Raw genomic sequence first — 21,577 nt, forward strand, 5'->3', positions numbered from 1 at the left:
GACGTTATGAGTTTCAACGACAATGTGCAGCTTGATCCCTCCCAGGTCCAGGACCGCCGGGGCATGGGTACGGGGGTAAAAGTCGGCGGCGGAATCGGCGGCGGCCTGGTGCTGCTCATTGCGCTCCTCCTCGGCATCAACCCCAACATGCTCGGCGGCCTCACCGACGGCGGCACGGCGGGCCAGTCCCAGGGCACGGCTCCGGCCTGCAGCACCGGCGCGGACGCCGACGCCCGGCTCGACTGCCGGATAACCGGCACCGTGAACAGCCTCAATGCGTTCTGGCCTGGCTACCTCAAGAAGTACAACGTGCAGTACCCGCAGCCGAAGGCAGTCATCTTCAGCGGCGGCACCAACACGGCGTGCGGAGCCGCCACCTCCGAGGTAGGACCCTTCTACTGCCCTACCGACACCACCGCGTACTTTGATCCCGGGTTCTTCCAGGAGCTGGTGGACCGGTTTGGCTCGTCAGGCGGCCCGCTGGCCCAGGAATACGTGGTGGCACACGAGTTCGGCCACCACGTCCAGAACCTGCTGGGCGACCTGGAACGTGCGCAGCAGGATCCGAAGGGGCCCGAATCCGGTTCCGTCCGCACTGAGCTCCAGGCCGACTGCTACGCCGGCCTTTGGGCCAAGTACGCCTCCACCACCCCCGATCCCAAGACCGGGCAGCCCTACCTGCAACCCCTCACCCCGCAGGACGTCAACGACGCACTGTCCGCCGCTGCCTCCGTGGGTGATGACCGGATCCAGAAAGCCGCCACAGGACGGGTCTCCCCCGAAGGCTGGACCCACGGCTCAAGCGAGGAGCGCCAGCGCTGGTTCTCCCGCGGCTACCAGTCCGGCGACATCAACCAGTGCGACACGTTCTCAGCAGCCACGCTTTAGCAGCAACAACGACGACGGCGGGCCACCTTTCCTGCGAAAGGTGGCCCGCCGTCGTCGTACTTTTTTAGATGTTGAACCCGAGGGCCCGCATCTGGTCCTTGCCGTCGTCGGTGATCCGTTCCGGACCCCATGGCGGCATCCATACCCAGTTGAGGCGCCAGTCGTCAACGACGCCGTCCAGGGCCTGGCCTACCTGCTCCTCCAGCACATCGGTGAGCGGGCACGCGGCGGTGGTGAGCGTCATGTCGATCAGGAGCGCGCCGTCGTCGTCGGAGTACTTCAGGCCGTACAGGAGGCCCAGGTCCACAACGTTGACGCCAAGCTCAGGGTCGATGACGTCCTTGAGCGCCTCTTCGACGTCATCCAGGGCCGTGCGGCCCGGCTTGATTTCGGTCATGACAGATCGTCCTTACTAGGCCTGGGCCGCGGCAGAGGCCGCGATGGTGGCTGCGCCGGCGCCCTTGGCGTAACGGTCGTAGCCTTCTTCCTCGAGGCGGTCGGCCAGCTCCGGGCCGCCTTCCTCCACAACCTGGCCGTCCACGAAGACGTGCACGAAGTCGGGCTTGATGTAGCGCAGGATGCGGGTGTAGTGGGTGATGAGCAGCGTGCCCATGTTGCCCTCCGCGTGTGCGCGGTTGACGCCCTCGGAGACGATCTTCAGTGCGTCAACGTCCAGGCCGGAGTCGGTCTCGTCCAGGACGGCGAACTTGGGCTTGAAGAGCTCCAGCTGGAGGATCTCCACGCGCTTTTTCTCACCGCCGGAGAAGCCTTCGTTGACGTTGCGCTGGGCGAAGTCGGCGTCGATGCGCAGCTTCTCCATGGCATCCTTGACGTCCTTGGTCCAGGTACGCAGCTTGGGTGCTTCGCCGTCGATTGCGGTCTTGGCGGTGCGCAGGAAGTTGGTCATGGTGACGCCCGGAACCTCCACGGGGTACTGCATGGCCAGGAAGACGCCGGCGCGTGCGCGCTCGTCAACGCTCATGGCCAGCACGTCTTCGCCGTCCAGCGTGATGGTGCCGCTGGTGACGGTGTAGCGCGGGTGGCCGGCGATGGTGGAGGCGAGGGTGGACTTGCCGGAGCCGTTGGGGCCCATGATGGCGTGCGTCTCGCCGGTCCTGATGATCAGGCTGACGCCCTTCAGGATCTCCTTGGTGCCCTGTTCCGTCTCAATGCTGACGTGCAGGTCCTTGATCTCGAGAGTTGACATGCTCTTCTTTCTTTTCGCTCGTAAGTCTGGTGCTGCGGGCGCTCAGTAGTTGTTTACTGCTGCGCCGTTCAAAACGTTGGTGACGTCCACATAGACGTCGTCTCCGTCGAGTTCGACGGCGAACACTGGTACAGGATCGTAGGCGGGGAGCTGGAGCGGCTGGCCGCTGCGCAGGTCGAACTGGGAGCCGTGGCCCCAGCACTCGATGGCGCAGCCCTCCACGTCGCCCTCGGACAGCGAAATGTCCGCATGCGAGCAGGTGTCACCGATGGCGTGGATGTCCCCCATGGAATCCCGCACCACGGCCACGGGATAGCCGTCGATCAGGATCCGCAGCGCCTGCTTGACCTGGATGTCGTTGGCGCTGCAAACCAGCTCGCCCTTGGGTGTGCCGCTCATACGTTCCTGCCTGCCTGTCCCTAGTAGTCGATTGCCGCGAGTTCGCGTTCCACAGCCTCGGTCAGGCGCTCTTCGAGGGCCGGAACCTTGATCTGCTGGATGATCTCGTTGAGGAAGCCACGGACCACCAGGCGGCGGGCAACATCCTCGGGGATGCCGCGTGCCATCAGGTAGAACAGGTGCTCGTCGTCGAACCGGCCGGTGGCGCTGGCGTGGCCGGCACCTTCGATCAGGCCGGTTTCGATCTCGAGGTTGGGCACGGAGTCCGCGCGGCAGCCGTCGGTGAGCACCAGGTTCTGGTTCTTCTCGTAGGAGTCGGTGCCTTCGGCCTGCTTCTGGATCAGGACGTCGCCAACCCACACCGTGTGCGCGCCCTTGCCCTGCAGGGCGCCCTTGTACAGGACGTTGGACTTGCAGTTGGGCATGTTGTGGTCAACGAACGAGCGGTGCTCAAGATGCTGTCCGGCATCGGCGAAGTACAGGCCCAGGAGCTCGGCCTCTGCCCCTTCGCCGGAGAACCGGACGTTGGAGTTCAAGCGGACGATCTTCCCGCCGAGGGTCACGGCAATGTGCTTGTACACGGCGTCCTTGGCAACCTCGGCGTCGTGCTGCGCCAGGTGCTTGGCGTCGTCACCCCACAATTGCAGCGACACGACGGTGAGGTGGGCACCTTCGCGGACCAGGATTTCCACGTTGCCGTCGTGGTCGGCAGAGCCGTCGTGTTCGATGATCACGACGCCGCGGCTGTTGGCTCCGGCCTCGATGACCACGTGGGAGTTGCTGCGGAGGCCCGCGCCGTTGCCGGTCAGGACAACGCGCACGGGAGCATCCAGCTCGGCGTTCGCCGGGATGGAGATCAGCTGGGCGTCACCGGCATTGGCGGAGGCGACCACAGCGGCGCGGTCGGCGGGGACCAGCGTGGCACCACGGGGGGCTTCGCCTGCGCGGAGGGTCCGCTGCGCCACGGCCGCGGGGGCTTCGACGGAAACGGCCAGGGCACCGGCCGCGGACGGAGCGTCGGACAGCAGGTTGGCAAGTTCGCGCACCGGGGTGAAGCGCCATTCCTCTTCCCGGCCGTTGGGCAGGGCGAAGTCGGCCACGTCATGGCTGGTGAGGCGCTCAGCGCGCGAGGCCATCACCTGCGTGCCGTGGCTGTGGTGGCGGTCAACCTTGGAGGCGACCAGGTGTTCGCCTTCCTCGGTGAAGCCGGCGATCGACGGTGCGCCGATGCGCGCCTTTTCGGTAGTTGCTTCGGCAGTCATTAACCGACGGATCCTTCCATCTGGAGTTCGATGAGGCGGTTCAGCTCAAGGGCGTATTCCATGGGCAGCTCGCGGGCGATCGGCTCAATGAAGCCGCGCACGATCATGGCCATGGCCTCGTCCTCGGGCATGCCGCGGGACATGAGGTAGAAGAGCTGCTCCTCGCTGACGCGGGAAACGGTGGCCTCGTGTCCCAGCTGCACATCGTCCTCGCGGATGTCGATGTACGGGTAGGTGTCCGAGCGGGAAATAGTGTCCACCAGGAGCGCGTCGCAACGCACGGTGTTGGCGGAGTGCTTGGCGCCTTCGCGGACCTGGACCAGGCCGCGGTAGGCAGCACGGCCGCCGCCGCGGGCCACCGACTTGGAGATGATGGAGCTCTTGGTGTTGGGCGCGATGTGGACCATCTTGGAGCCCGTGTCCTGGTGCTGGCCTTCGCCGGCGAACGCGATGGACAGGGTCTCACCCTTGGCGTGCTCGCCCACCAGGTAGACGGCCGGGTACTTCATGGTGACCTTGGAGCCGATGTTGCCGTCAACCCATTCCATGGTGGCGCCGGCTTCGCAGATTGCGCGCTTGGTCACCAGGTTGTACACGTTGTTGGACCAGTTCTGGATGGTGGTGTAGCGGACGCGGGCGCCCTTCTTCACGATGATTTCCACCACGGCGGAGTGCAGCGAGTCCGAGGTGTAGATCGGCGCGGTGCAGCCTTCGATGTAGTGGACGTAGGAGTCCTCGTCGGCGATGATCAGGGTGCGCTCGAACTGGCCCATGTTTTCCGTGTTGATGCGGAAGTAGGCCTGCAGCGGGATGTCCACGTGGACGCCCTTGGGCACGTACACGAAGGAGCCGCCGGACCAGACGGCGGTGTTCAGCGAAGCGAACTTGTTGTCGCCCACAGGGATCACGGTGCCGAAGTACTCCTGGAAGATCTCCGGGTGTTCCTTCAGCGCGGTGTCAGTGTCCAGGAAGATGACGCCCTGGGCTTCGAGGTCCTCGCGGATCTGGTGGTAGACCACCTCGGATTCGTACTGTGCGGCGACGCCCGAGACCAGGCGGCTCCGCTCGGCTTCCGGGATGCCCAGCTTCTCGTACGTGTTGCGGATGTCCTCCGGGAGGTCTTCCCAGCTGGCAGCCTGCTTCTCCGTGGACCGGACGAAGTACTTGATGTTGTCAAAGTCGATGCCGGAGAGGTCTGCACCCCAGGTGGGCATCGGCTTGCGGTCGAAGTACTTCAGGCCCTTGAGGCGGAGGTCGAGCATCCATTCCGGCTCGCTCTTCTTGGCCGAAATGTCCCGGACTACCTCTTCATCGAGACCACGCCGTGCATTGGCGCCGACGTCGTTCTTGTCGGCCCAGCCGTACTCATAGTTGCCGATGCCGTGGAGCTCGGGATTCTTTTCCAGAATCTCCGAGATCACAGTGTTTTCGGCTACTGCTTTCTCTGATAGTTGGTCCGTCATCACGGCCTTTCTTGCTGATGGTTGATTACTTCGTCCAGGCCTGCGGGGGCTGCGGCCGGCACGGTGGCCGGTTTGGCAGACAGCCTGCCTGTAGGAATGTGGGTGGTGCAGACGTGCCCGCCGCGTGCCAGGGTGGAGAGCCGGCGTACGTCCACGCCTACCAGTCTTGAGAAGACTTCGGTTTCAACGTCGCAGAACACCGGGAACCGGGCCGCGAGCTGCTGGATGGGGCAGTGGCCCTGGCAGAGCTGCACGCTGGACAGCGCGGCAGGCAGGGGGGCCTTGGCCTCGATGGAGGCGGCGGACGCCACGAAGTTGTCGCGGCTCAAAGCCGCAGACAGTGCCGTGGCGCGGTCCCGGATGTCCGGGCCGGCCTTTTCGATTTCGGGAGCGTAGCGCCGCTCCATGTCTGCGAACCGCTCCTCGGCGAAGGCGCGCACAGCGTCCGGGCCGGCAACTTTCTGCAGCTGCTGGAGCGCCAGGGCTGCAATATCGAGGTAGTCGTTGCCCAGGCTTGTCTGGCCCTGGGAGCTGAGGACGTAGCGGCGGGCGGGACGGCCTGCGCCTGCTCCCGGTTTCGCCACGCGCTTGACCTCGATGACGCCGGCGCGCGAAAGCTGGTCCAGGTGCCGGCGGACAGCCGCCGGGGTGAAGCCCAGCATGTCCCCCAGTTCAGCGGCACTGACGGGTCCATGCTCCAAAACGGCGGCGAGGACCCGGTCCCGGGTGCGCTCGTCGGCCTCAGCCACAGGGCTGGAGGCGACAGGACCCGGCCCTGCCACAGGCACAGCACTGGTATCGGTCATGGAATACACAACACAATCATGTCGTAATTTAGTCCCGCACTCCAGTAAGGGCAGGCTGACCTTGGCCCCGCCGCCGCGCAAACTCCAGGGATTGCAAAATTCCCAAGGATAGGGCACCTTCCTGAAGGGCGGCTCCATATACTACATCCCGTAGAATACTGTGGTGCGATCCCCCCAGTCCCCCGTCTTGTCCATCCATGGGCTCATCAAGGACGTTGGCCCCCTGTCCAGCCTGGACGGCAAGATGCTCAGGGTTGTCAGCGGTGTTTCCCTCGTTGCGGAGCGGGGACAGGTTACCGCCCTGCTCGGCGCGAACGGCGCCGGCAAGACAACAACCCTCGAATGCGCGCAGGGCCTGCAGAAGCGCACCGGCGGCAGCATCTCGCTGCTGGGCCAGGATCCTGACACGGGGGGTGCCTCCCTGAGGTCTCGGGTGGGCGTGATGCTGCAGGACGGCGGCCTCCCGCCGTCGGCCAGGCCCCTGCCTTTGCTGCGGCACATCGCCGGCCTGTATGCCAATCCCTGGCCGCTGGATGACCTGGTGGGCCGGCTCGGCATCGACACCTTCAGCCGGACGGGTGTCCGCAGGCTCTCCGGCGGACAGAAGCAGCGCCTGGCACTGGCCGCAGCCCTGATCGGCAGGCCCGAAGTACTGTTCCTTGACGAGCCCAGCGCTGGCCTGGACCCGCAATCGCGGCAGCTGGTGTTCGACCTCATCGCCGAGCTGCGTGACAACGGGATGGGGATCATCCTGACCACGCACCTGATGGATGATGCGCAGCGGCTGGCGGACTACGTGTACATCATCGACGGCGGCCGAAACGTTGCGGAGGGCACGGTCCAGGAGCTGCTGCAACGCAGCCCTGTCACGGACCATGGCACCGACCACGTGCGGACCCTGGTGTTTGAAGCCCCGTCGGGCCTGGACCTGGCGGCGGTGCTGCCGGACGACGTCGATGTTTCCGAGGCCCGCTCCGGCAGCTACACGGTGACCGGAGCACTAACGCCGCGCCACCTCTCCGCCCTTGCCCAGTGGTGGGAAGCGAAAGGCATCATGCCTGCCTCGATGAGCCTTGAGGCGCGTAGCCTTGAAGACGTCTTTTTGGACATTTCAGGAAAGGACATCCGATGAGCACCGCAGCGCTCCAGGACCAGCAGCAGCCCGCGTCCCTGCTGCGCCGCGTCCTGCTGCAGGGCCGGTATGAGGCACTGGCCATGCTGCGGAACGGCGAACAGCTGATCCTCGCAGTGGTTCTTCCGCTGCTGGCCCTGGTGGGGCTGACGGTGACCCCGATCCTGGACGGCATGGGCTCCAGCCGCATCAACGTGGCCGTCCCAGGGATCCTTGCACTGTGCGCGATGTCCACCGCCTTCACCGGCCAGGGCATCGCCACCGGATTCGACCGCCGCTACGGGGTGCTCCGGTTCCTGTCCACCACGCCACTGGGGCGTGGCGGACTGATTGCCGGCAAGATCCTTGCGGTCCTGGCCGTCCTGTGCATCCAGGTTGTGGTAGTGGGCCTTGTCGCCCTCGCCCTGGGCTGGCAGCCGGCCGCGGCGGGCTGGCTTCCGGGACTGGGGCTCCTCGCGCTGGGCGCGGCGGCTTTCACCGCGCTCGGGCTGCTGGTGGCCGGAACCGTGCGTCCCGAAGCCACGCTGGCCATCACCAACCTGTTGTGGATCCTCCTTGGAGCCATGGGCGGCATCGTGCTCCCGGCCGAAAGGCTGCCCGCCGCCGCTCAGGCTGTCGTGCACTTCCTGCCTTCCGGCGCATTGGGCGAGTCGATGCGCGCCGCCTTCCTGGGCGGGGCCGTAAACGGCGGCGCCGCCCTCATCCTGCTGCTCTGGACGGTCATCGCCGGGGCAGCTGCCATCCGTTGGTTCAAGTGGAATTGAGAAAATCGTGACCACGGCTTCACGCCTCCCCCAGATTGCCGGCCGCCTGGCGTCGCGGCTCCCCCGCACCGTGGACGTCCGGATCCGCCGGCTCGCCGTCGCATCCCTGATCGGCCAGACGCTCCTGGTGGTCACCGGCGGCGCGGTCCGGCTCACGGCGTCCGGCCTCGGCTGCCCCACCTGGCCCCGCTGCACCTCGGACTCGCTGGTCAACACCCCGGCGATGGGCATCCACGGCTTCATCGAGTTCGGAAACCGGCTCCTGACGTTTGCCCTGGCCGCGGTGGCCGTCCTGATGCTGGTGTTCCTGTGGAACCTGCGCAAGGAACGCAAGGACCTCTTCCTGTTGGCGATCGGCCTCCTTGCCAGCATCCCGGCGCAGGCCGTCATCGGCGGAATCACCGTCCTCACCAACCTCAACCCCTGGGTTGTGGGCCTGCACTTCCTCGTGTCGATGGCCCTTGTGGTGTTCTCCACCCTCCTGGTCAACCGGGCCTATGGCCGCACGGGCCGTTTCCTGGCTGCCCCGCATGCCGCGCTGCCTGCTGTCCTGCGCCCGGTGACGTCCGCCGTCGCCCTTTTTTCCGCCGCCGCCGTGATTCTCGGCGTGGTGGTTACCGGCGCCGGCCCGCATGCCGGTGACGCCGACGCCCCCCGCAACAACCTTGACTGGGACCTGTTCTCGCACATCCACGCTGTACCCGCCTACCTGGTCACGGCCGGAACCGTAGTGGCACTGGTGCTGGTCTTCAGACGCCGCATCACGGGCCCGTTCCGGACCGCGGCCCTGATGCTGCTGGGCGTTACCGTGATCCAGGCCATCATTGGTTTCACCCAGTACTACAACGGCATTCCGGCCCTGCTGGTGGCGGCCCACATGCTCGGCGCGGCGCTGCTGATGGCCGCCTCGACGAACGCCTGGGACGTTGCCCATTCCAGCCCGGCGGAACGGGCCGGCGCTACGAAGTAAGCGCCCCGTCCGTCTGGAACGCCGGGAGGCGCCCCGCCCCTTCCGGGGACGGGGCGCCTCTCTTCGGTTAAGGCCCTGGCGGTGTGGAGTTACCGGCCAGCCAGGACGCTTTCCTGGGCTCCGGCGTCGAACGCCGGATCCAGGTTCTCAATCCCGTCCGCCGTGATCCTGAGGACGCGCGCCGTGGCGATGTCGTAGAAGAGGCCGGTGGCCTGTACCCCGCCCCCGGCGATCGCTGGCCCCGCGACAGGATGGCTCTGCAGCTTTGCCAACTGCAACGCCACATTGACCATGGCCAGCTGGTCAACCACGCTGTAGCCGGCCGCCGCGGCCTGCATCCCGACGGGATGGCCCTCCTGCAGTTCCGCATAACTCGGCCGGGCATGGTCCAGCCACTGCCCAAACGCCGGGCCCAGCGAACTGTTGCTGCCGCCGTCGGCTTCCTCAAGCAGCGCCTTCATGGCGCCGCAGTTGGAGTGACCGCAAATGACCAGCGACTGCACCCCCAGGCCGTTCACGGCAAAAGACAGGGCTGAATCAACCGACGCTTCCTCGCCATGGCCGCACACTGCGTTGCCAATGTTCCGCAGGGTCAGCAGGTCCCCCGGACCACTGCTGGTGATGAGATTCGGATTGACCCGGGAGTCGACGCAGGCCACGAACAGGCTGTCCGGATTTTGCGCTTCCGCCAAGTCATGTACCAGCGGACGGACCTGGTGGGCGAACCGGCGGTGGTATTTGTTGATGCCGAGAAGCAGCGGCTCCTTCCTTGGGGGAAGTGGCAGTTCCGTTGCGTCTTCTCGGCGGGGTGCACGCTGCGCGGCGTCCCTGAACACGGTGTTCCCGTGCTCCTCGATGTTGACGCTGCCGCCCGTGGCCCGGTGCTGCAGCTGCCAGGCGATGAGGGCTTCACGGAAGGAATGGTCCACGTAGTCGGCGTTCAGCTCCACTACAACGTCCGCCCCGCCGGGGACAGCCTGGAGGACGCCGCTGAGCTTGGGCAGCGCGAAGAAGCTGCATGAGCCGGCAATGGTCACCCGCCACGGCGACGACGGCGCGGCGGGCCGGTGGGCCTGGATGGGGGCCCGCAGGACGCGCCACAGCACGCTGGCCGCGGCAAGTGCCAGGCCCATCATGACGCCTTCAAGCAGGTTCAGGAACACTACGCAGAGCAGGGTCACCACGTAGATGGCGAAGTCCCCGGTCCGCAGGCTGGTCCTGATTTCTGCCAGCTTGATGAGCCGCGCACCGATCACCACCAGCAGGCCGGCCAGGACAGCAAGCGGGATCAGCTGGATCAGGCCGGCAAAAAGGGCCGAGAATGCAAGGACCCAGACGCCATGCAGCACGGCGGACGCCCGGCTGGCGGCGCCAGCCTCCACGTTGGTGGCGCTGCGGACGATTACGCCGGTTACAGGCAGGCCGCCCAGTGACCCGGAAACGATGTTTGCGGCTCCCTGGCCGATGAGCTCCCTGTTGAGGTTGGTCCGTGGACCGGTCTGCATTTTGTCCACGGCAACGGCGGACAGGAGGGACTCGATGCTCGCGATCAAAGCCATGGTCAGGATGGCAAAGGCGAAGGCCCGCCAGTTTCCGTCGGGGAGCTGGGGCGGGGCGATGGCATCCAGGATCGAGCCGTCCAGCGGGATGCGTTCGACCCCCGGCGCAAAGGCGACAGCAAGTGAGGTGCCTGCCGCGACGGCGGCAAGGGGGCCGGGGACACGCCTGGCAGCTGCCGGCAGGAACTTCCAGCCGAGGAGGATGGCCACGACGGCAAGTCCCAGGAGGGCGGCGTGCAGGTCCAGGTCGGTGATGGCAGCGGGAAGGGCGGCAAGGTTTTCAAAGGCTGAGCCGGCGGGCTTCGAGCCCAGAAGAACGTGGAGCTGCTGCAGGATGATGGTGACGCCGATGCCGGCCAGCATGGCCTTGACCACCACCGGTGACACGGCCAGGGCAGCCCTGCCCACGCGGCTGATGCCCAGCAGGAGTTGCACGACGCCCGCCGCGGCGGTGACGGCGCAGGTCACCTGCCACCCGAATTCCTGGACCAGGCCGGCGACGACGACGGTCAGCCCGGCCGCCGGTCCGCTCACCTGGAGCGGCGAGCCGCCAAGGCTGCCTGCCACGACGCCGCCCACGGCCGCGGCGATGAGGCCGGCCATGACGGGCGCTCCGGAGGCTGCGGCGATGCCCAGCGAAAGCGGAAGGGCCACCAGGAACACCACCAGGGAGGCCGGCACGTCCGCACCCAGATGCCGGGGCAGGCGCGGCCGCCGCAATGTGAAGCGGCCGGACTTTTCCTTGGATCCTGGCGGGCTGTGGCTGGGAGCGGGGAATGCGGCGGGACGGGCTTCCATTGTATTTTCCTTTTCAACAGGGGGAAGGGTCCGCTCCACCGTAAGCAGTTCATAACTGTAAATGACAGAAAAGGTGACAGATATGACAAAGATGTCATATCGTTCGTTGGGGCAACGAATTGGGCAGGGCAGCTGGACGTCAGCCGTGGCCTCGTTTTGCGCTTAAGACAACGCGGCGGCCCCCACAGAATATGGGAGCCGCCGGGTGCGTTTCGGTTCTCTAGCGGATAATGGCGTGCCCAATGAACGGGTCCACAGCAAGTGCGATGAAGAGCAGCGTCAGGTAGCTGATGGAGCCGTGGAATACCTTCATGGCGCGCTTGTCCGGAATGTCCTCACGCTGGGCGCGGGCGTAGAGGGCGTGGGATTCGTACAGGAACCAGGCGCCGGCAAGGACGGCGGTAACGGTGTAGACCCACCCGGCACCGCCGGCCGGAACCATCAGCAGGGAGCAGGCCACCATGGCCCATGCGTAGAGAACCACCTGGACGGACACGACTTTGGCGCCAGCAATCGCTCCCAGCATGGGGACGTTGGCGTTCCGGTAATCCTCGCCGTAGCGCATGGAGAGCGGCCAGTAGTGCGGCGGAGTCCACAGGAAGATCACCATGAACAGGATGACGGCGGGCCACTCCACAGAGTTGGTCACCGCGGCCCAGGCAATCAGCACAGGGAAGCAGCCCGCGGCACCTCCCCACACGATGTTCTGCGCGGTGCGGCGCTTGAGGATCATGGTGTAGATGACCACGTAGAAGAAGATGGCGCCGAGCCCCAGCCAGGCGGAGAGCGGGTTCGCTCCGAACCACAGGATTACGATGGCGGCTGCGCCGAGCAGCCAGGAAAAGACCAGGGCCTCGCGGGGGGTGACTTCACCGGTAACCAGCGGCCTGTTCTCGGTCCGATGCATCAGCTTGTCGATGTCGCGGTCAATGTAGCAGTTGAAGGCACCCGCGCTGCCGGCGGCAAAGGCCCCGCCCACCAGCGTGGCAAGGATCAGCCCGATGGAGGGGAAACCCCGCTGGGCGTAGATCATGGTGGGAAGCGTGCTCACCAGGAGCAGTTCGATCACGCGAGGCTTGGTGAGGGCGAGATACGCCTTGGCCTTACGGGCAAACCCGGCACCGGAGGCCCGGGATGCGTTCAGCGGCGTATCTGTAGTGCTCACGGTGGCAGTCACCCGTTCTGTATGGCGGTTGAGGCTGGCAATGCAGCTCCGGTCGTGCGGCCCGGACCCGGGCACGGCACGAAGGAAAGAATTATGTGTGGTGCGTGCAACAGCCGGGGAACCCCGGGCGGCGAAAGTGATGCGCACCCGGCGTTGGCCTCCGAATATCATACCGCGCCGCGGGCCCCGCCCCTGCCCCGCCATATGCGCACATGATTGCTCGCGGGCCCATTCGAGCAGATTAACTCAACCCTCCGTGACGCTGATTCATAAAAGGGGAAATTGCGTCCACAACGTGAGATTTGGGCCGCCCGGAGTATGGATAAGAGCTAAGCTGTCACCAGATCAGCACGCAGCAAGAAAGCGGTGGAAAACGCATTCCCGCTGCTGTCCGTGGCTGATGGCAAGGATCAACGTTTCGATGGTGAACGGCTGGTACACACACCGCAGCGGCCGCCCACAGCGCGCTCTGATGGATCCGGTGTACCGGCCGCCGCCAGCACAGAGAGGGGCCCGGTTTTCGTGCCACATTTGGAAGAGCAAGAACTGTCATGGACCAGCTTGGACCAGAAGGCCGTGGACACCATCCGCGTCCTGGCTGCGGATGCCGTGGAGAAGGTGGGCAACGGCCACCCAGGAACGGCCATGAGCCTGGCCCCGGCCGCGTACCTTCTCTTCCAGAAGCTGATGCGCCACGACCCACGTGATCCCCAGTGGCTGGGCCGCGACCGGTTCATCCTGTCCCCCGGCCACACCTCCCTGACCCTTTACATCCAGCTGTTCCTTTCCGGCTACGGGCTGGAACTGAAGGACCTGGAAGCGCTCCGCACCTGGGGTTCGCTGACCCCGGGCCACCCGGAGTACAAGCACACCGCCGGTGTGGAGATCACCACTGGACCGCTGGGCCAGGGCCTTGCGTCCTCCGTGGGCTTCGCCTACTCACAGCGCCGCCAGCGCGGCCTGTTCGACGCCGACGCTCCCGCAGGCGAGTCACCGTTCGACCACACCATCTGGGTCATCGCCTCCGACGGCGACCTCCAGGAAGGCGTGACCTCCGAGGCATCCTCGCTGGCCGGCCACCAGGAACTCGGCAACCTCGTGGTCATCTATGACGAGAACCACATCTCCATCGAAGATGACACCGACATCGCCTTCACCGAGGATGTCCTGAAGCGCTACGAAGCCTACGGCTGGCACACCCAGCGCGTGGACTGGACCCGCACGGGCGAATACAAGGAAGACGTCCAGGAGCTCTACTCGGCCCTGCTCGCGGCCAAGGCAGAAACCTCCAGGCCGTCCATCATCTCGCTCCGGACCATCATCGGTTACCCGGCACCGAAGAAGCAGAACACCGGCAAGATCCACGGTTCCGCCCTTGGCGCCGAGGAAGTTGCCGCACTCAAGGAAGTACTTGGCTTCGACCCCGCCAAGTCCTTCGAGGTGGACCAGGAAGTCCTGGACCACGCCCGCCAGGCAGTGGAACGCGGCGCCGCCGAACACAAGCAATGGGAAGAAACCTTCAACGCCTGGAAGGAAGCCAACCCCCAGGGTGCGGCGCTCCTGCAGCGCCTCGAGGCGCAGGAACTTCCCGAAGGCGTCGATGCAGCGCTTCCGGTCTTCCCTGCCGGCAAGGACGTTTCCACCCGTGCGGCATCCGGCAAGGTCCTCAACGCCCTGGCCCCGGTCCTGCCCGAACTCTGGGGCGGCTCCGCCGACCTCGCCGAGTCCAACAACACCACCATTGAGGGTTCCCCCTCGTTCGTGCCTGCCTCCAAGCAGACCGACGCGTGGTCAGGCAACCCGTACGGCCGCGTGCTGCACTTCGGCATCCGCGAACACGCAGCCGCGTCGATCGTGAACGGCATTACGCTGGCGGGCAACACCCGTGCATTCTCCGGCACCTTCCTGATCTTCAGCGACTACCAGCGCCCCGCGATCCGCCTCGGCGCCCTGATGGGTGTCCCGTCCCTGTACGTCTGGACGCATGACTCCATCGGCCTGGGTGAGGACGGCCCCACCCACCAGCCCGTGGAACAGCTCGCTGCCCTGCGCGCCATCGTTGGCCTGGACGTGGTCCGCCCCGGCGACGCCAATGAAGTGGCCGCCGCATGGAAGACCATGCTGGAAAACCACTCCAACCCGGCAGGCATCGTCCTGACCCGCCAGAACATCCCCACCTGGGAACGCGGCGAGGGCGACGCCGACGGCGACACCTTCGCGTCGACCGCAGGCGTCGCGAAGGGCGGCTACGTCCTGGCCGAGGCTTCGAAGGACGGCGCCACGGTTCCGGCCGACGTGATCCTGATTGCCACCGGTTCCGAGGTCCAGCTGGCCGTCCAGGCCCGCGAATCCCTCCAGTCCGAGGGCATCGCGGCGCGCGTTGTGTCCATGCCGTGCGTCGAGTGGTTCAAGAAGCAGGACGCCGCCTACCGGGAATCCGTCCTGCCTGCCGCCGTCAAGGCACGCGTGTCGGTGGAAGCAGGACTGGCGCTGGGCTGGCGCGAATTCGTCGGCGACGCCGGCCGTTCGGTCAGCCTCGAACACTACGGCGCTTCCGCCGACTACAAGCGCCTCTTCCAGGAGTTTGGCATCACGGCTGAAGCAGTGGCAGCCGCCGCCAAGGACTCCCTCTCCGCCCTCCAGGCCTAAAACCTAAACTTTCAGGAGATACAACAATGACTACTCCCACCCAGCAGCTCTCCGACGCCCGCGTTTCCATCTGGCTCGACGACCTTTCCCGCGGACGCCTGGAAACGGGCACCCTCCGCAAGCTCATCGAGGAGAAGAACGTGGTTGGCGTAACCACCAACCCGTCCATCTTCCACGCCGCCATTACGTCCGGCACGGACTATGACCACATCATCGCCGGCAAGGCCGCAGAAGGCGCCAGCGTGGAGGACACGATCTTCGAGATCACCACCACTGACGTGGCCGACGCCTGCGACCTCTTCGCACCCGTGGCCGCCGCCACCAGGGGCGTGGACGGCCGTGTTTCCATTGAGGTCGATCCCCGCCTGGCCTGGGACACCGCAGGCACCATCGCCGAGGCCAAGCACCTCTACCAGCGCGTGAACAAGGACAACGTCCTCATCAAGATCCCGGCCACCATCGAAGGCCTCGAGGCCATCACCGCAACCCTGGCCCAGGGCATCAGCGTCAACGTGACACTGATCTTCTCCCTCGAGCGCTACCGCGCGGTCATTAACGCCTTCCAGTCCGGACTGGAGCAGGCCAAGGAAAACGGCCACGACCTCTCGAAGATCCACTCCGTCGCATCCTTCTTCGTCTCCCGCGTGGACACCGAAATCGACAAGCGGCTGGACAAGATCGGCACGGACGAAGCAAAGGCCCTCAAGGGCAAGGCCGGCCTGGCAAACGCGCGCCTGGCTTACCAGGTGTACGAAGAGCTCTTCTCCACCGAGCGCTGGGCCCTGCTGGCCGACGCCGGGGCACTCCCCCAGCGCCCCCTCTGGGCCTCCACCGGCGTGAAGGATCCGTCCTACCCGGACACCCTCTACGTCACCGAACTGGTGGCACCCGGTGTAGTGAACACCATGCCGGAGAAAACCCTGGACGCCACCTTCGACCACGGCGTGGTCACCGGCGACACTGTCACGGGCACCTATGATGAGGCGAACGCAACCCTCGACGCCCTGGAAAAGCTTGGCGTTTCCTACAACGACGTCGTCGCGCTCCTTGAAACCGAAGGCCTGGACAAATTCGTGGCCAGCTGGAAGGAACTCCTGGCCGACGTCGAAGGCGCCCTCGCCTCTGCACGGAAGGCTTCCTAACACCCATGAGCACTCTCAGCTACGACGCCACAGGCGCTGCCCGGCAGGCACTTGAGCAGCACCTTCCCGCCCTCATCGAGGACAGGATCGCAACCCGGATCTTCGCCAAGGACCACACCCTGTGGGGCCCGGACGCCGAGTCCGAGTCGGCAATCCGCCTCGGCTGGGTAGAGGCCGCCACCGTTTCACAGCCCCTGGTCAAGGACATCCTGGAACTCCGGGATGCCCTGCGCGCCGAAGGCGTCAGCAGGATCGTCCTTTGCGGCATGGGCGGCTCCTCGCTGGCCCCCGAGGTCATTGCGGGCACCGCCGGCGTCGAGCTGACAGTGCTGGACAGCACGGACCCGGACCAGGTCCGTGCTGCCCTCGCCGACCGCTTGGCCGCGACCGCCATCGTGGTCTCGTCCAAGTCCGGTTCCACCCTGGAGACCGACTCCCAGCGGCGCATCTTCGAGCAGGCCTTCACGGAGGCCGGTGTGGATGCCAAGAGCCGTATCATCATCGTGACGGATCCGGGCTCGCCGCTGGACAAAGCCTCCAGGGAGGCTGGTTACCGCGCAGTCTTCAACGCCGACCCCAACGTGGGCGGCCGCTACTCCGCCCTGACCGCGTTCGGGCTGGTCCCGTCCGGCCTGGCCGGCGTGGACATCCAGGCTTTCCTCGACGAAGCCGAGGAAGCCGCGGAGATCCTCAACGATGACGCACCCGAAAACATCGGACTGGCCCTGGGCGCGGCCCTGGGTGGAACCAGCCCGTTGCGGAATAAAATCGTCATCGCAGAAGACGGTTCAGGCATCGTTGGGTTCGCGGACTGGGCCGAACAGCTCATTGCCGAATCCACCGGCAAGCTGGGCACCGGTATCCTTCCGGTCGTGGCAGGTCCGCACGCACCTGAGGTGACTTCGGGTGCGCCCGACGTCCTGGTGGTGCGCCTGGTTGCCGCGGATGCCGACGTCGAACTCGGTGAAAACCAGGTGGCGATCGCCGGGGGCCTCGCCACCCAGATGATGGTGTGGGAGTTTGCCACGGCTGTGGCCGGGCGCCTGCTGGGCATCAACCCCTTCGACCAGCCTGACGTCGAGGCCGCCAAGGTGGCTGCCCGTGGCCTGCTGGATGCCCAGCCGGAACCCACGCCCGCTGCTTTCGTGGACGGTGCCATCGAGGTCCGGGGCGGCGACTGGCTCGGCGACGCTGCTACGGCAGAGGGCGCAGTCAAGGCGCTGCTCGGCACCCTCGCCGCGGACAGCTACCTCAGCGTCCAGGCCTACTTCGACAGGCTGGCCTTCGCCGGGCTGGAGGGAATCCGTGACGAACTTGCCGCCGCCACCGGCCGTCCTGTCACTTTCGGCTGGGGACCGCGCTTCCTGCACTCAACGGGGCAGTTCCACAAGGGTGGCCCTGCCATCGGCGTGTTCCTCCAGGTGACGGCCGCAGCAGCCGAGGACCTGGCGATCCCGGACCGGCCCTTCACCTTCGGCGAGCTAATCGCCGCGCAGGCCGCCGGCGACGCCCAGGTCCTGGGTGAACACGGACGTCCCGTGCTGCGCCTCCACCTCACAGACCGAGCCGCGGGCGTGGCCCAGTTGCAGGACATTGTCGCTGCCCTGTCCACCCGTGCATCCGCAACCGAAAGCTAAGGCACAGAAGCACCATGCCAGAAACTGAATACGGCCGGAAGAGCGCGGGCCGCGGGCGTAATCCGCTGCGTGATCCTCGTGACCGCCGTTTGAACCGGATCGCCGGTCCATCATCGCTTGTGTTGTTTGGCGTAACGGGTGACCTCGCCCGGAAGAAGCTCATGCCTGCGGTGTATGACCTGGCCAACCGCGGGCTGTTGCCACCGAGTTTCGCGTTGGTGGGGTTCGCCCGCCGCGAGTGGGACAAGGAGGACTTTGCTGCCGAGGTGAAGGCGTCGGTCCAGGCCCACGCCCGGACACCGTTTGATGAGGCGGTGTGGAACCAGCTGTCCGAGGGCATCCGGTTTGTCCAGGGCGAGTTCGACGACGACGCCGCATTCGAGCGCCTCGGTGAGACCATCAAGGAACTCGACGACGTCCGCGGCACCCGCGGAAACCACGCGTTCTACCTGTCGATCCCGCCCAAGGCCTTTGAGCAGGTCTGCCGGCAGCTGTCCAAGCACGGCCTGGCACAGGCCGACGGGGACAAATGGCGCCGCGTGGTGATCGAGAAGCCGTTCGGTCACGACCTCGACTCGGCCCGTCAGCTGAACGACATTGTCGAGTCGGTGTTCCCGCCGGATGCTGTGTTCCGGATCGACCATTACTTGGGCAAGGAGACGGTCCAGAACATCCTGGCGCTGCGGTTCGCGAACCAGTTGTTCGAGCCGCTGTGGAATGCCAACTACGTGGACCATGTCCAGATCACCATGGCCGAGGATATCGGCACCGGCGGACGGGCCGGGTATTACGACGGCGTCGGCGCGGCCCGCGACGTCATCCAGAACCACCTCCTGCAGCTGCTGGCGCTGACGGCGATGGAAGAACCCATCTCCTTCAACGCCGATGACCTGCGCGCCGAAAAGGAAAAGGTGCTGGCTGCGGTCAAGCTCCCGGAGGATCTGTCCACGCACTCGGCGCGCGGCCAGTTCACCGGCGGCTGGCAGGGCGGGGAGCAAGTCCAGGGCTACCTGGAGGAAGAAGGCATCCCGGCCGATTCGACCACGGAAACCTACGCGGCGATCCGGGTGGACATCCATACCCGCCGCTGGTCCGGGGTGCCGTTCTACCTGCGGGCCGGCAAGCGCCTGGGCCGCCGCGTCACCGAGATCGCCGTGGTGTTCAAGCGCGCCCCAAACCTGCTCTTCACCGATCATGGCGAGGATGACTTCGGGCAGAACGCCGTGGTGATCCGCGTCCAGCCGGACGAAGGCGTGACCATCCGGTTCGGGTCCAAGGTTCCCGGCACCCAAATGGAAGTCCGCGACGTGACCATGGACTTCGGCTACGGGCACTCCTTCACCGAATCGAGCCCGGAAGCATATGAGCGGCTGATCCTGGATGTCCTGCTGGGTGAGCCGCCGCTGTTCCCGCGGCATGAGGAAGTGGAGCTGTCCTGGAAGATCCTTGACCCGTTCGAGGAATACTGGGCCTCCCTGAACGAACAGCCCGAACCCTACGCCCCCGGTTCCTGGGGCCCGGCCAGCGCTGATGAACTGCTGGCCCGCGACGGACGAACCTGGAGAAGGCCATGATCGTAAACCTGCCGGACACCACCACCTCCAAGGTGTCCAAGAAGCTCATGTCCCTGCGCGAGCAGGGCGGTGTGATCGCCCTGGGCCGCGTCCTCACGCTCGTGGTGGTTACCAAGTCCGGGCTCGAAGAGGAAGCTATCGAGGCCGCGAACGACGCCAGCCGGGAACACCCCTGCCGCATCATCGTGCTCGCGGACGCCGGGAAGGACGCCGAAGACCGGTTGGACGCCCAGATCCGTGTGGGAGGGGACGCAGGTGCCTCGGAGGTGATCGTGCTGCGCGGCTACGGCCAACTCGCGCACGAATCCGAGTCCCTGGTCGCCGCACTGCTGCTCCCGGACGCCCCGATCGTGGCCTGGTGGCCGCACGGTGCTCCCGAGAACGCCTGCGAAACCTCCATCGGCGCGATTGCGCACCGCCGGATCACGGACTCCGCCAACGAACCCGACCCCCAGGCCGCGCTCGAACGCATCCACCGCACCTACAAAGCAGGCGACACCGACCTCGCCTGGACCCGCCTGACCAACTGGCGCATCCAGCTCGCGGCAGCACTGGACGAAGTGGATTCGTCGCCCGTGACGGCTGTCGCCGTCGAAGGTGCCTCGGATTCACCCTCCACCATCCTGCTCGCGGCTTGGCTCACCCTGACCCTGGATGCGCCCGTCACCATCGTGGCGGACCCTGCCGGAACCGGCATCCGCCGGGTTCGGCTGACCCGCCCGGGCGGCGACGTCCAGCTGTTCCGGCCGGGTCTCTCCGTGGCCGAACTTACCCAGCCCGGCCAGCCGGCCCAGCGGATCTCCCTCCCGCGCCGCAGCCTCCGGGACTGCCTCGCCGAAGAGCTTCGCCGGCTGGACCCGGACGAAGTGTTCGGTGAAGTGATTACTATTGGACTGCCACGTACCAATCTAAGGAGCGTCCGACCCAGTGAGCGTTGACCCACGTGTAAGCATCCATCCTGATTCGTCCGTCCTCATGGCCGCCATCGCGGCACGCCTGATCACCAAGCTCGTTGATGTCCAGGACAAGTACGGCGAAGCGACCGTGGTGCTCACCGGGGGAACCGTGGGAATAGGCACGCTGAAGGCTGTTGCCGATTCTCCGGCGTCACCTGCCGTCGACTGGTCCAAGGTCAACTTCTGGTGGGGTGACGAGCGTTTTGTTGCCTCTGCCGACCCTGAACGGAACACCAAGCAGGCGTTCGACGCTTTGCTGTCCCACATTCCCGTGGACCCAGACCGGGTACACTCACCCGGTTCTTCGGATGCTTTCGGGAGCCCTGAAGAAGCAGCGGACGACTACGCACGCAGGCTGCGTGACGCAGCGGCAGCGGAACACGCAGCCGACATGTCCGACGACCGGCCTGAGGGGCCCGCCGCACTTCCCCGGCTGGATGTGGTGCTGCTGGGCGTGGGTCCCGACGCACACATAGCGTCCCTGTTCCCGGAGCAGGCTGGGATCCGCGAAAAGGAGCGTACGGTGGTGGGTGTCCGGAATTCCCCCAAGCCGCCGCCGCTGCGGATATCCCTGACGCTGCCCGCCATCAACACGGCAGCTGAAGTGTGGATGGTGGTAGCCGGCGAGGACAAAGCGGGAGCGGTGGGACTGGCGCTTGCCGGGGCAAACCCAGTGCAGGTGCCTGCCTCGGGACCCCGGGGAACGTCACGGACCCTGTGGCTGATCGACGAGAACGCGGCCTCACGTGTCCCGCAGCAGCTGGTCCGGAAGGACGCCGCGGGCGCGTAGTTTTTCCAGCGCTCCGGCCAGGACGGCTTCGGCGTCCTGGCCGGAGCGCCGTTCTTTAACGTATTCCAGATGGCTCTTGGAGCCGTCGTCGAACAAGTCCTCGGGCGCAGCTGCCTGGCCGTCCCGGGTAGCAGGTCCGCCGCACCGCCGGCAGTCCCACGTTCGGGGAATCTGGTCCTCGGGCATCTTCAGGAACACGGGTTGGGTTTCATGCCCCTTCGAGCACCAGTAGGACACCCGGATGCGCGGCAGGGGCCGGGACGGGGAATCATTACCCTGCAGGGTTGATCCAGAGCCTGCGATTACGCCCGCGCGGGTACCCCGAAAACCAGATGCTGGGTGGACCATGGGAAACTCCTGCCTCGCCTGCCTGGACCGTTAAACAAAATAAGACTGTGGCTGCCGGTGAATCGACA

Annotated in this window: 19 protein-coding genes; 10 read left to right on the forward strand and 9 right to left on the reverse strand. The window is 66.0% G+C overall.

Features of this window, described 5'->3' with window-relative positions; genetic code table 11:
- The first annotated feature begins 6 nt into the window (after positions 1 to 6).
- Entirely contained in the window at positions 7 to 888 is an 882-nt protein-coding gene (ypfJ, locus tag J2X98_RS06475) for a KPN_02809 family neutral zinc metallopeptidase (protein ID WP_307305721.1), read from the forward strand.
- Between the two features lie 64 nt (positions 889 to 952).
- On the opposite strand, the gene J2X98_RS06480 is transcribed toward ypfJ, so the two are convergent.
- The 6 genes from J2X98_RS06480 to J2X98_RS06505 are packed head-to-tail and all read right to left on the reverse strand — an operon-like array spanning position 953 to position 6,034.
- Positions 953 to 1,285, reverse strand: coding sequence for a metal-sulfur cluster assembly factor (locus J2X98_RS06480; protein WP_307305724.1), 333 nt, complete (start codon positions 1,283 to 1,285; stop codon positions 953 to 955).
- A gap of 15 nt (positions 1,286 to 1,300) precedes the next feature.
- Positions 1,301 to 2,095: a Fe-S cluster assembly ATPase SufC gene (sufC, locus tag J2X98_RS06485; RefSeq protein ID WP_141941251.1), complete on the reverse strand. Its 795-nt coding sequence runs from the start codon at positions 2,093 to 2,095 to the stop codon at positions 1,301 to 1,303.
- 42 nt (positions 2,096 to 2,137) lie between these two features.
- Positions 2,138 to 2,494, reverse strand: coding sequence for a non-heme iron oxygenase ferredoxin subunit (locus tag J2X98_RS06490; protein WP_141941249.1), 357 nt, complete (start codon positions 2,492 to 2,494; stop codon positions 2,138 to 2,140).
- A gap of 20 nt (positions 2,495 to 2,514) precedes the next feature.
- Entirely contained in the window at positions 2,515 to 3,756 is a 1,242-nt protein-coding gene (sufD, locus tag J2X98_RS06495; RefSeq protein WP_307305729.1) for a Fe-S cluster assembly protein SufD, read from the reverse strand.
- Positions 3,756 to 5,219, reverse strand: a complete 1,464-nt coding sequence (gene sufB / locus J2X98_RS06500; RefSeq protein ID WP_141941245.1) for a Fe-S cluster assembly protein SufB — start codon at positions 5,217 to 5,219, stop codon at positions 3,756 to 3,758. Before sufB ends, sufD begins: the two co-directional genes overlap by 1 nt.
- The gene (locus J2X98_RS06505) at positions 5,219 to 6,034 is read right to left on the reverse strand and encodes a helix-turn-helix transcriptional regulator (RefSeq protein WP_373460837.1); all 816 of its coding nucleotides are present in this window, start codon (positions 6,032 to 6,034) and stop codon (positions 5,219 to 5,221) included. Before J2X98_RS06505 ends, sufB begins: the two co-directional genes overlap by 1 nt.
- A gap of 154 nt (positions 6,035 to 6,188) precedes the next feature.
- On the opposite strand from J2X98_RS06505, the gene J2X98_RS06510 reads away from it, so the two are divergent.
- From J2X98_RS06510 to J2X98_RS06520, 3 genes are read left to right on the forward strand one after another with little or no spacing between them, the layout of a single operon-like run.
- Positions 6,189 to 7,157 (forward strand): ABC transporter ATP-binding protein, encoded by a 969-nt coding sequence (locus J2X98_RS06510; protein ID WP_307305735.1) that lies wholly within the window; start codon positions 6,189 to 6,191, stop codon positions 7,155 to 7,157.
- A complete protein-coding gene (locus J2X98_RS06515; RefSeq protein WP_141941239.1) occupies positions 7,154 to 7,921 on the forward strand; it encodes an ABC transporter permease in 768 nt (255 codons plus the stop codon). The genes J2X98_RS06510 and J2X98_RS06515 overlap by 4 nt, the downstream gene beginning before the upstream one ends.
- Before the next feature lie 7 nt (positions 7,922 to 7,928).
- A complete protein-coding gene (locus J2X98_RS06520; protein WP_141941237.1) occupies positions 7,929 to 8,891 on the forward strand; it encodes a COX15/CtaA family protein in 963 nt (320 codons plus the stop codon).
- Positions 8,892 to 8,980: 89 nt separating this feature from the next.
- Here the strand turns inward: J2X98_RS06520 and J2X98_RS06525 are convergent, their stop codons facing one another.
- Positions 8,981 to 11,248, reverse strand: coding sequence for a bifunctional SulP family inorganic anion transporter/carbonic anhydrase (locus J2X98_RS06525; RefSeq protein WP_307305742.1), 2,268 nt, complete (start codon positions 11,246 to 11,248; stop codon positions 8,981 to 8,983).
- Between the two features lie 220 nt (positions 11,249 to 11,468).
- A complete protein-coding gene (locus J2X98_RS06530) occupies positions 11,469 to 12,425 on the reverse strand; it encodes a heme o synthase (protein WP_307305745.1) in 957 nt (318 codons plus the stop codon).
- Between the two features lie 519 nt (positions 12,426 to 12,944).
- Here J2X98_RS06530 and tkt point away from each other — a divergent pair.
- The 6 genes from tkt to pgl are packed head-to-tail and all read left to right on the forward strand — an operon-like array spanning position 12,945 to position 21,161.
- Positions 12,945 to 15,062: a transketolase gene (gene tkt / locus J2X98_RS06535; protein WP_307306008.1), complete on the forward strand. Its 2,118-nt coding sequence runs from the start codon at positions 12,945 to 12,947 to the stop codon at positions 15,060 to 15,062.
- 26 nt (positions 15,063 to 15,088) lie between these two features.
- The gene (tal, locus tag J2X98_RS06540; protein ID WP_307305748.1) at positions 15,089 to 16,204 is read left to right on the forward strand and encodes a transaldolase; all 1,116 of its coding nucleotides are present in this window, start codon (positions 15,089 to 15,091) and stop codon (positions 16,202 to 16,204) included.
- A gap of 5 nt (positions 16,205 to 16,209) precedes the next feature.
- Positions 16,210 to 17,841, forward strand: a complete 1,632-nt coding sequence (locus J2X98_RS06545) for a glucose-6-phosphate isomerase (RefSeq protein ID WP_307305751.1) — start codon at positions 16,210 to 16,212, stop codon at positions 17,839 to 17,841.
- A gap of 14 nt (positions 17,842 to 17,855) precedes the next feature.
- Positions 17,856 to 19,415, forward strand: a complete 1,560-nt coding sequence (gene zwf / locus J2X98_RS06550; RefSeq protein ID WP_141941227.1) for a glucose-6-phosphate dehydrogenase — start codon at positions 17,856 to 17,858, stop codon at positions 19,413 to 19,415.
- The gene (locus J2X98_RS06555; RefSeq protein WP_141941225.1) at positions 19,412 to 20,353 is read left to right on the forward strand and encodes a glucose-6-phosphate dehydrogenase assembly protein OpcA; all 942 of its coding nucleotides are present in this window, start codon (positions 19,412 to 19,414) and stop codon (positions 20,351 to 20,353) included. Before zwf ends, J2X98_RS06555 begins: the two co-directional genes overlap by 4 nt.
- Complete coding sequence (gene pgl / locus J2X98_RS06560) at positions 20,343 to 21,161, forward strand: 6-phosphogluconolactonase (RefSeq protein WP_307305758.1); 819 nt, start codon at positions 20,343 to 20,345, stop codon at positions 21,159 to 21,161. The genes J2X98_RS06555 and pgl overlap by 11 nt, the downstream gene beginning before the upstream one ends.
- On the opposite strand, the gene J2X98_RS06565 is transcribed toward pgl, so the two are convergent.
- Entirely contained in the window at positions 21,114 to 21,509 is a 396-nt protein-coding gene (locus J2X98_RS06565) for an RNA polymerase-binding protein RbpA (protein WP_141941220.1), read from the reverse strand. The two genes, pgl and J2X98_RS06565, sit on opposite strands and share 48 nt — an antisense overlap.
- Between the last annotated feature and the right edge of the window lie 68 nt (positions 21,510 to 21,577).

Source organism: Pseudarthrobacter enclensis (assembly GCF_030811655.1).
GTDB lineage: Bacteria > Actinomycetota > Actinomycetes > Actinomycetales > Micrococcaceae > Arthrobacter > Arthrobacter enclensis_A.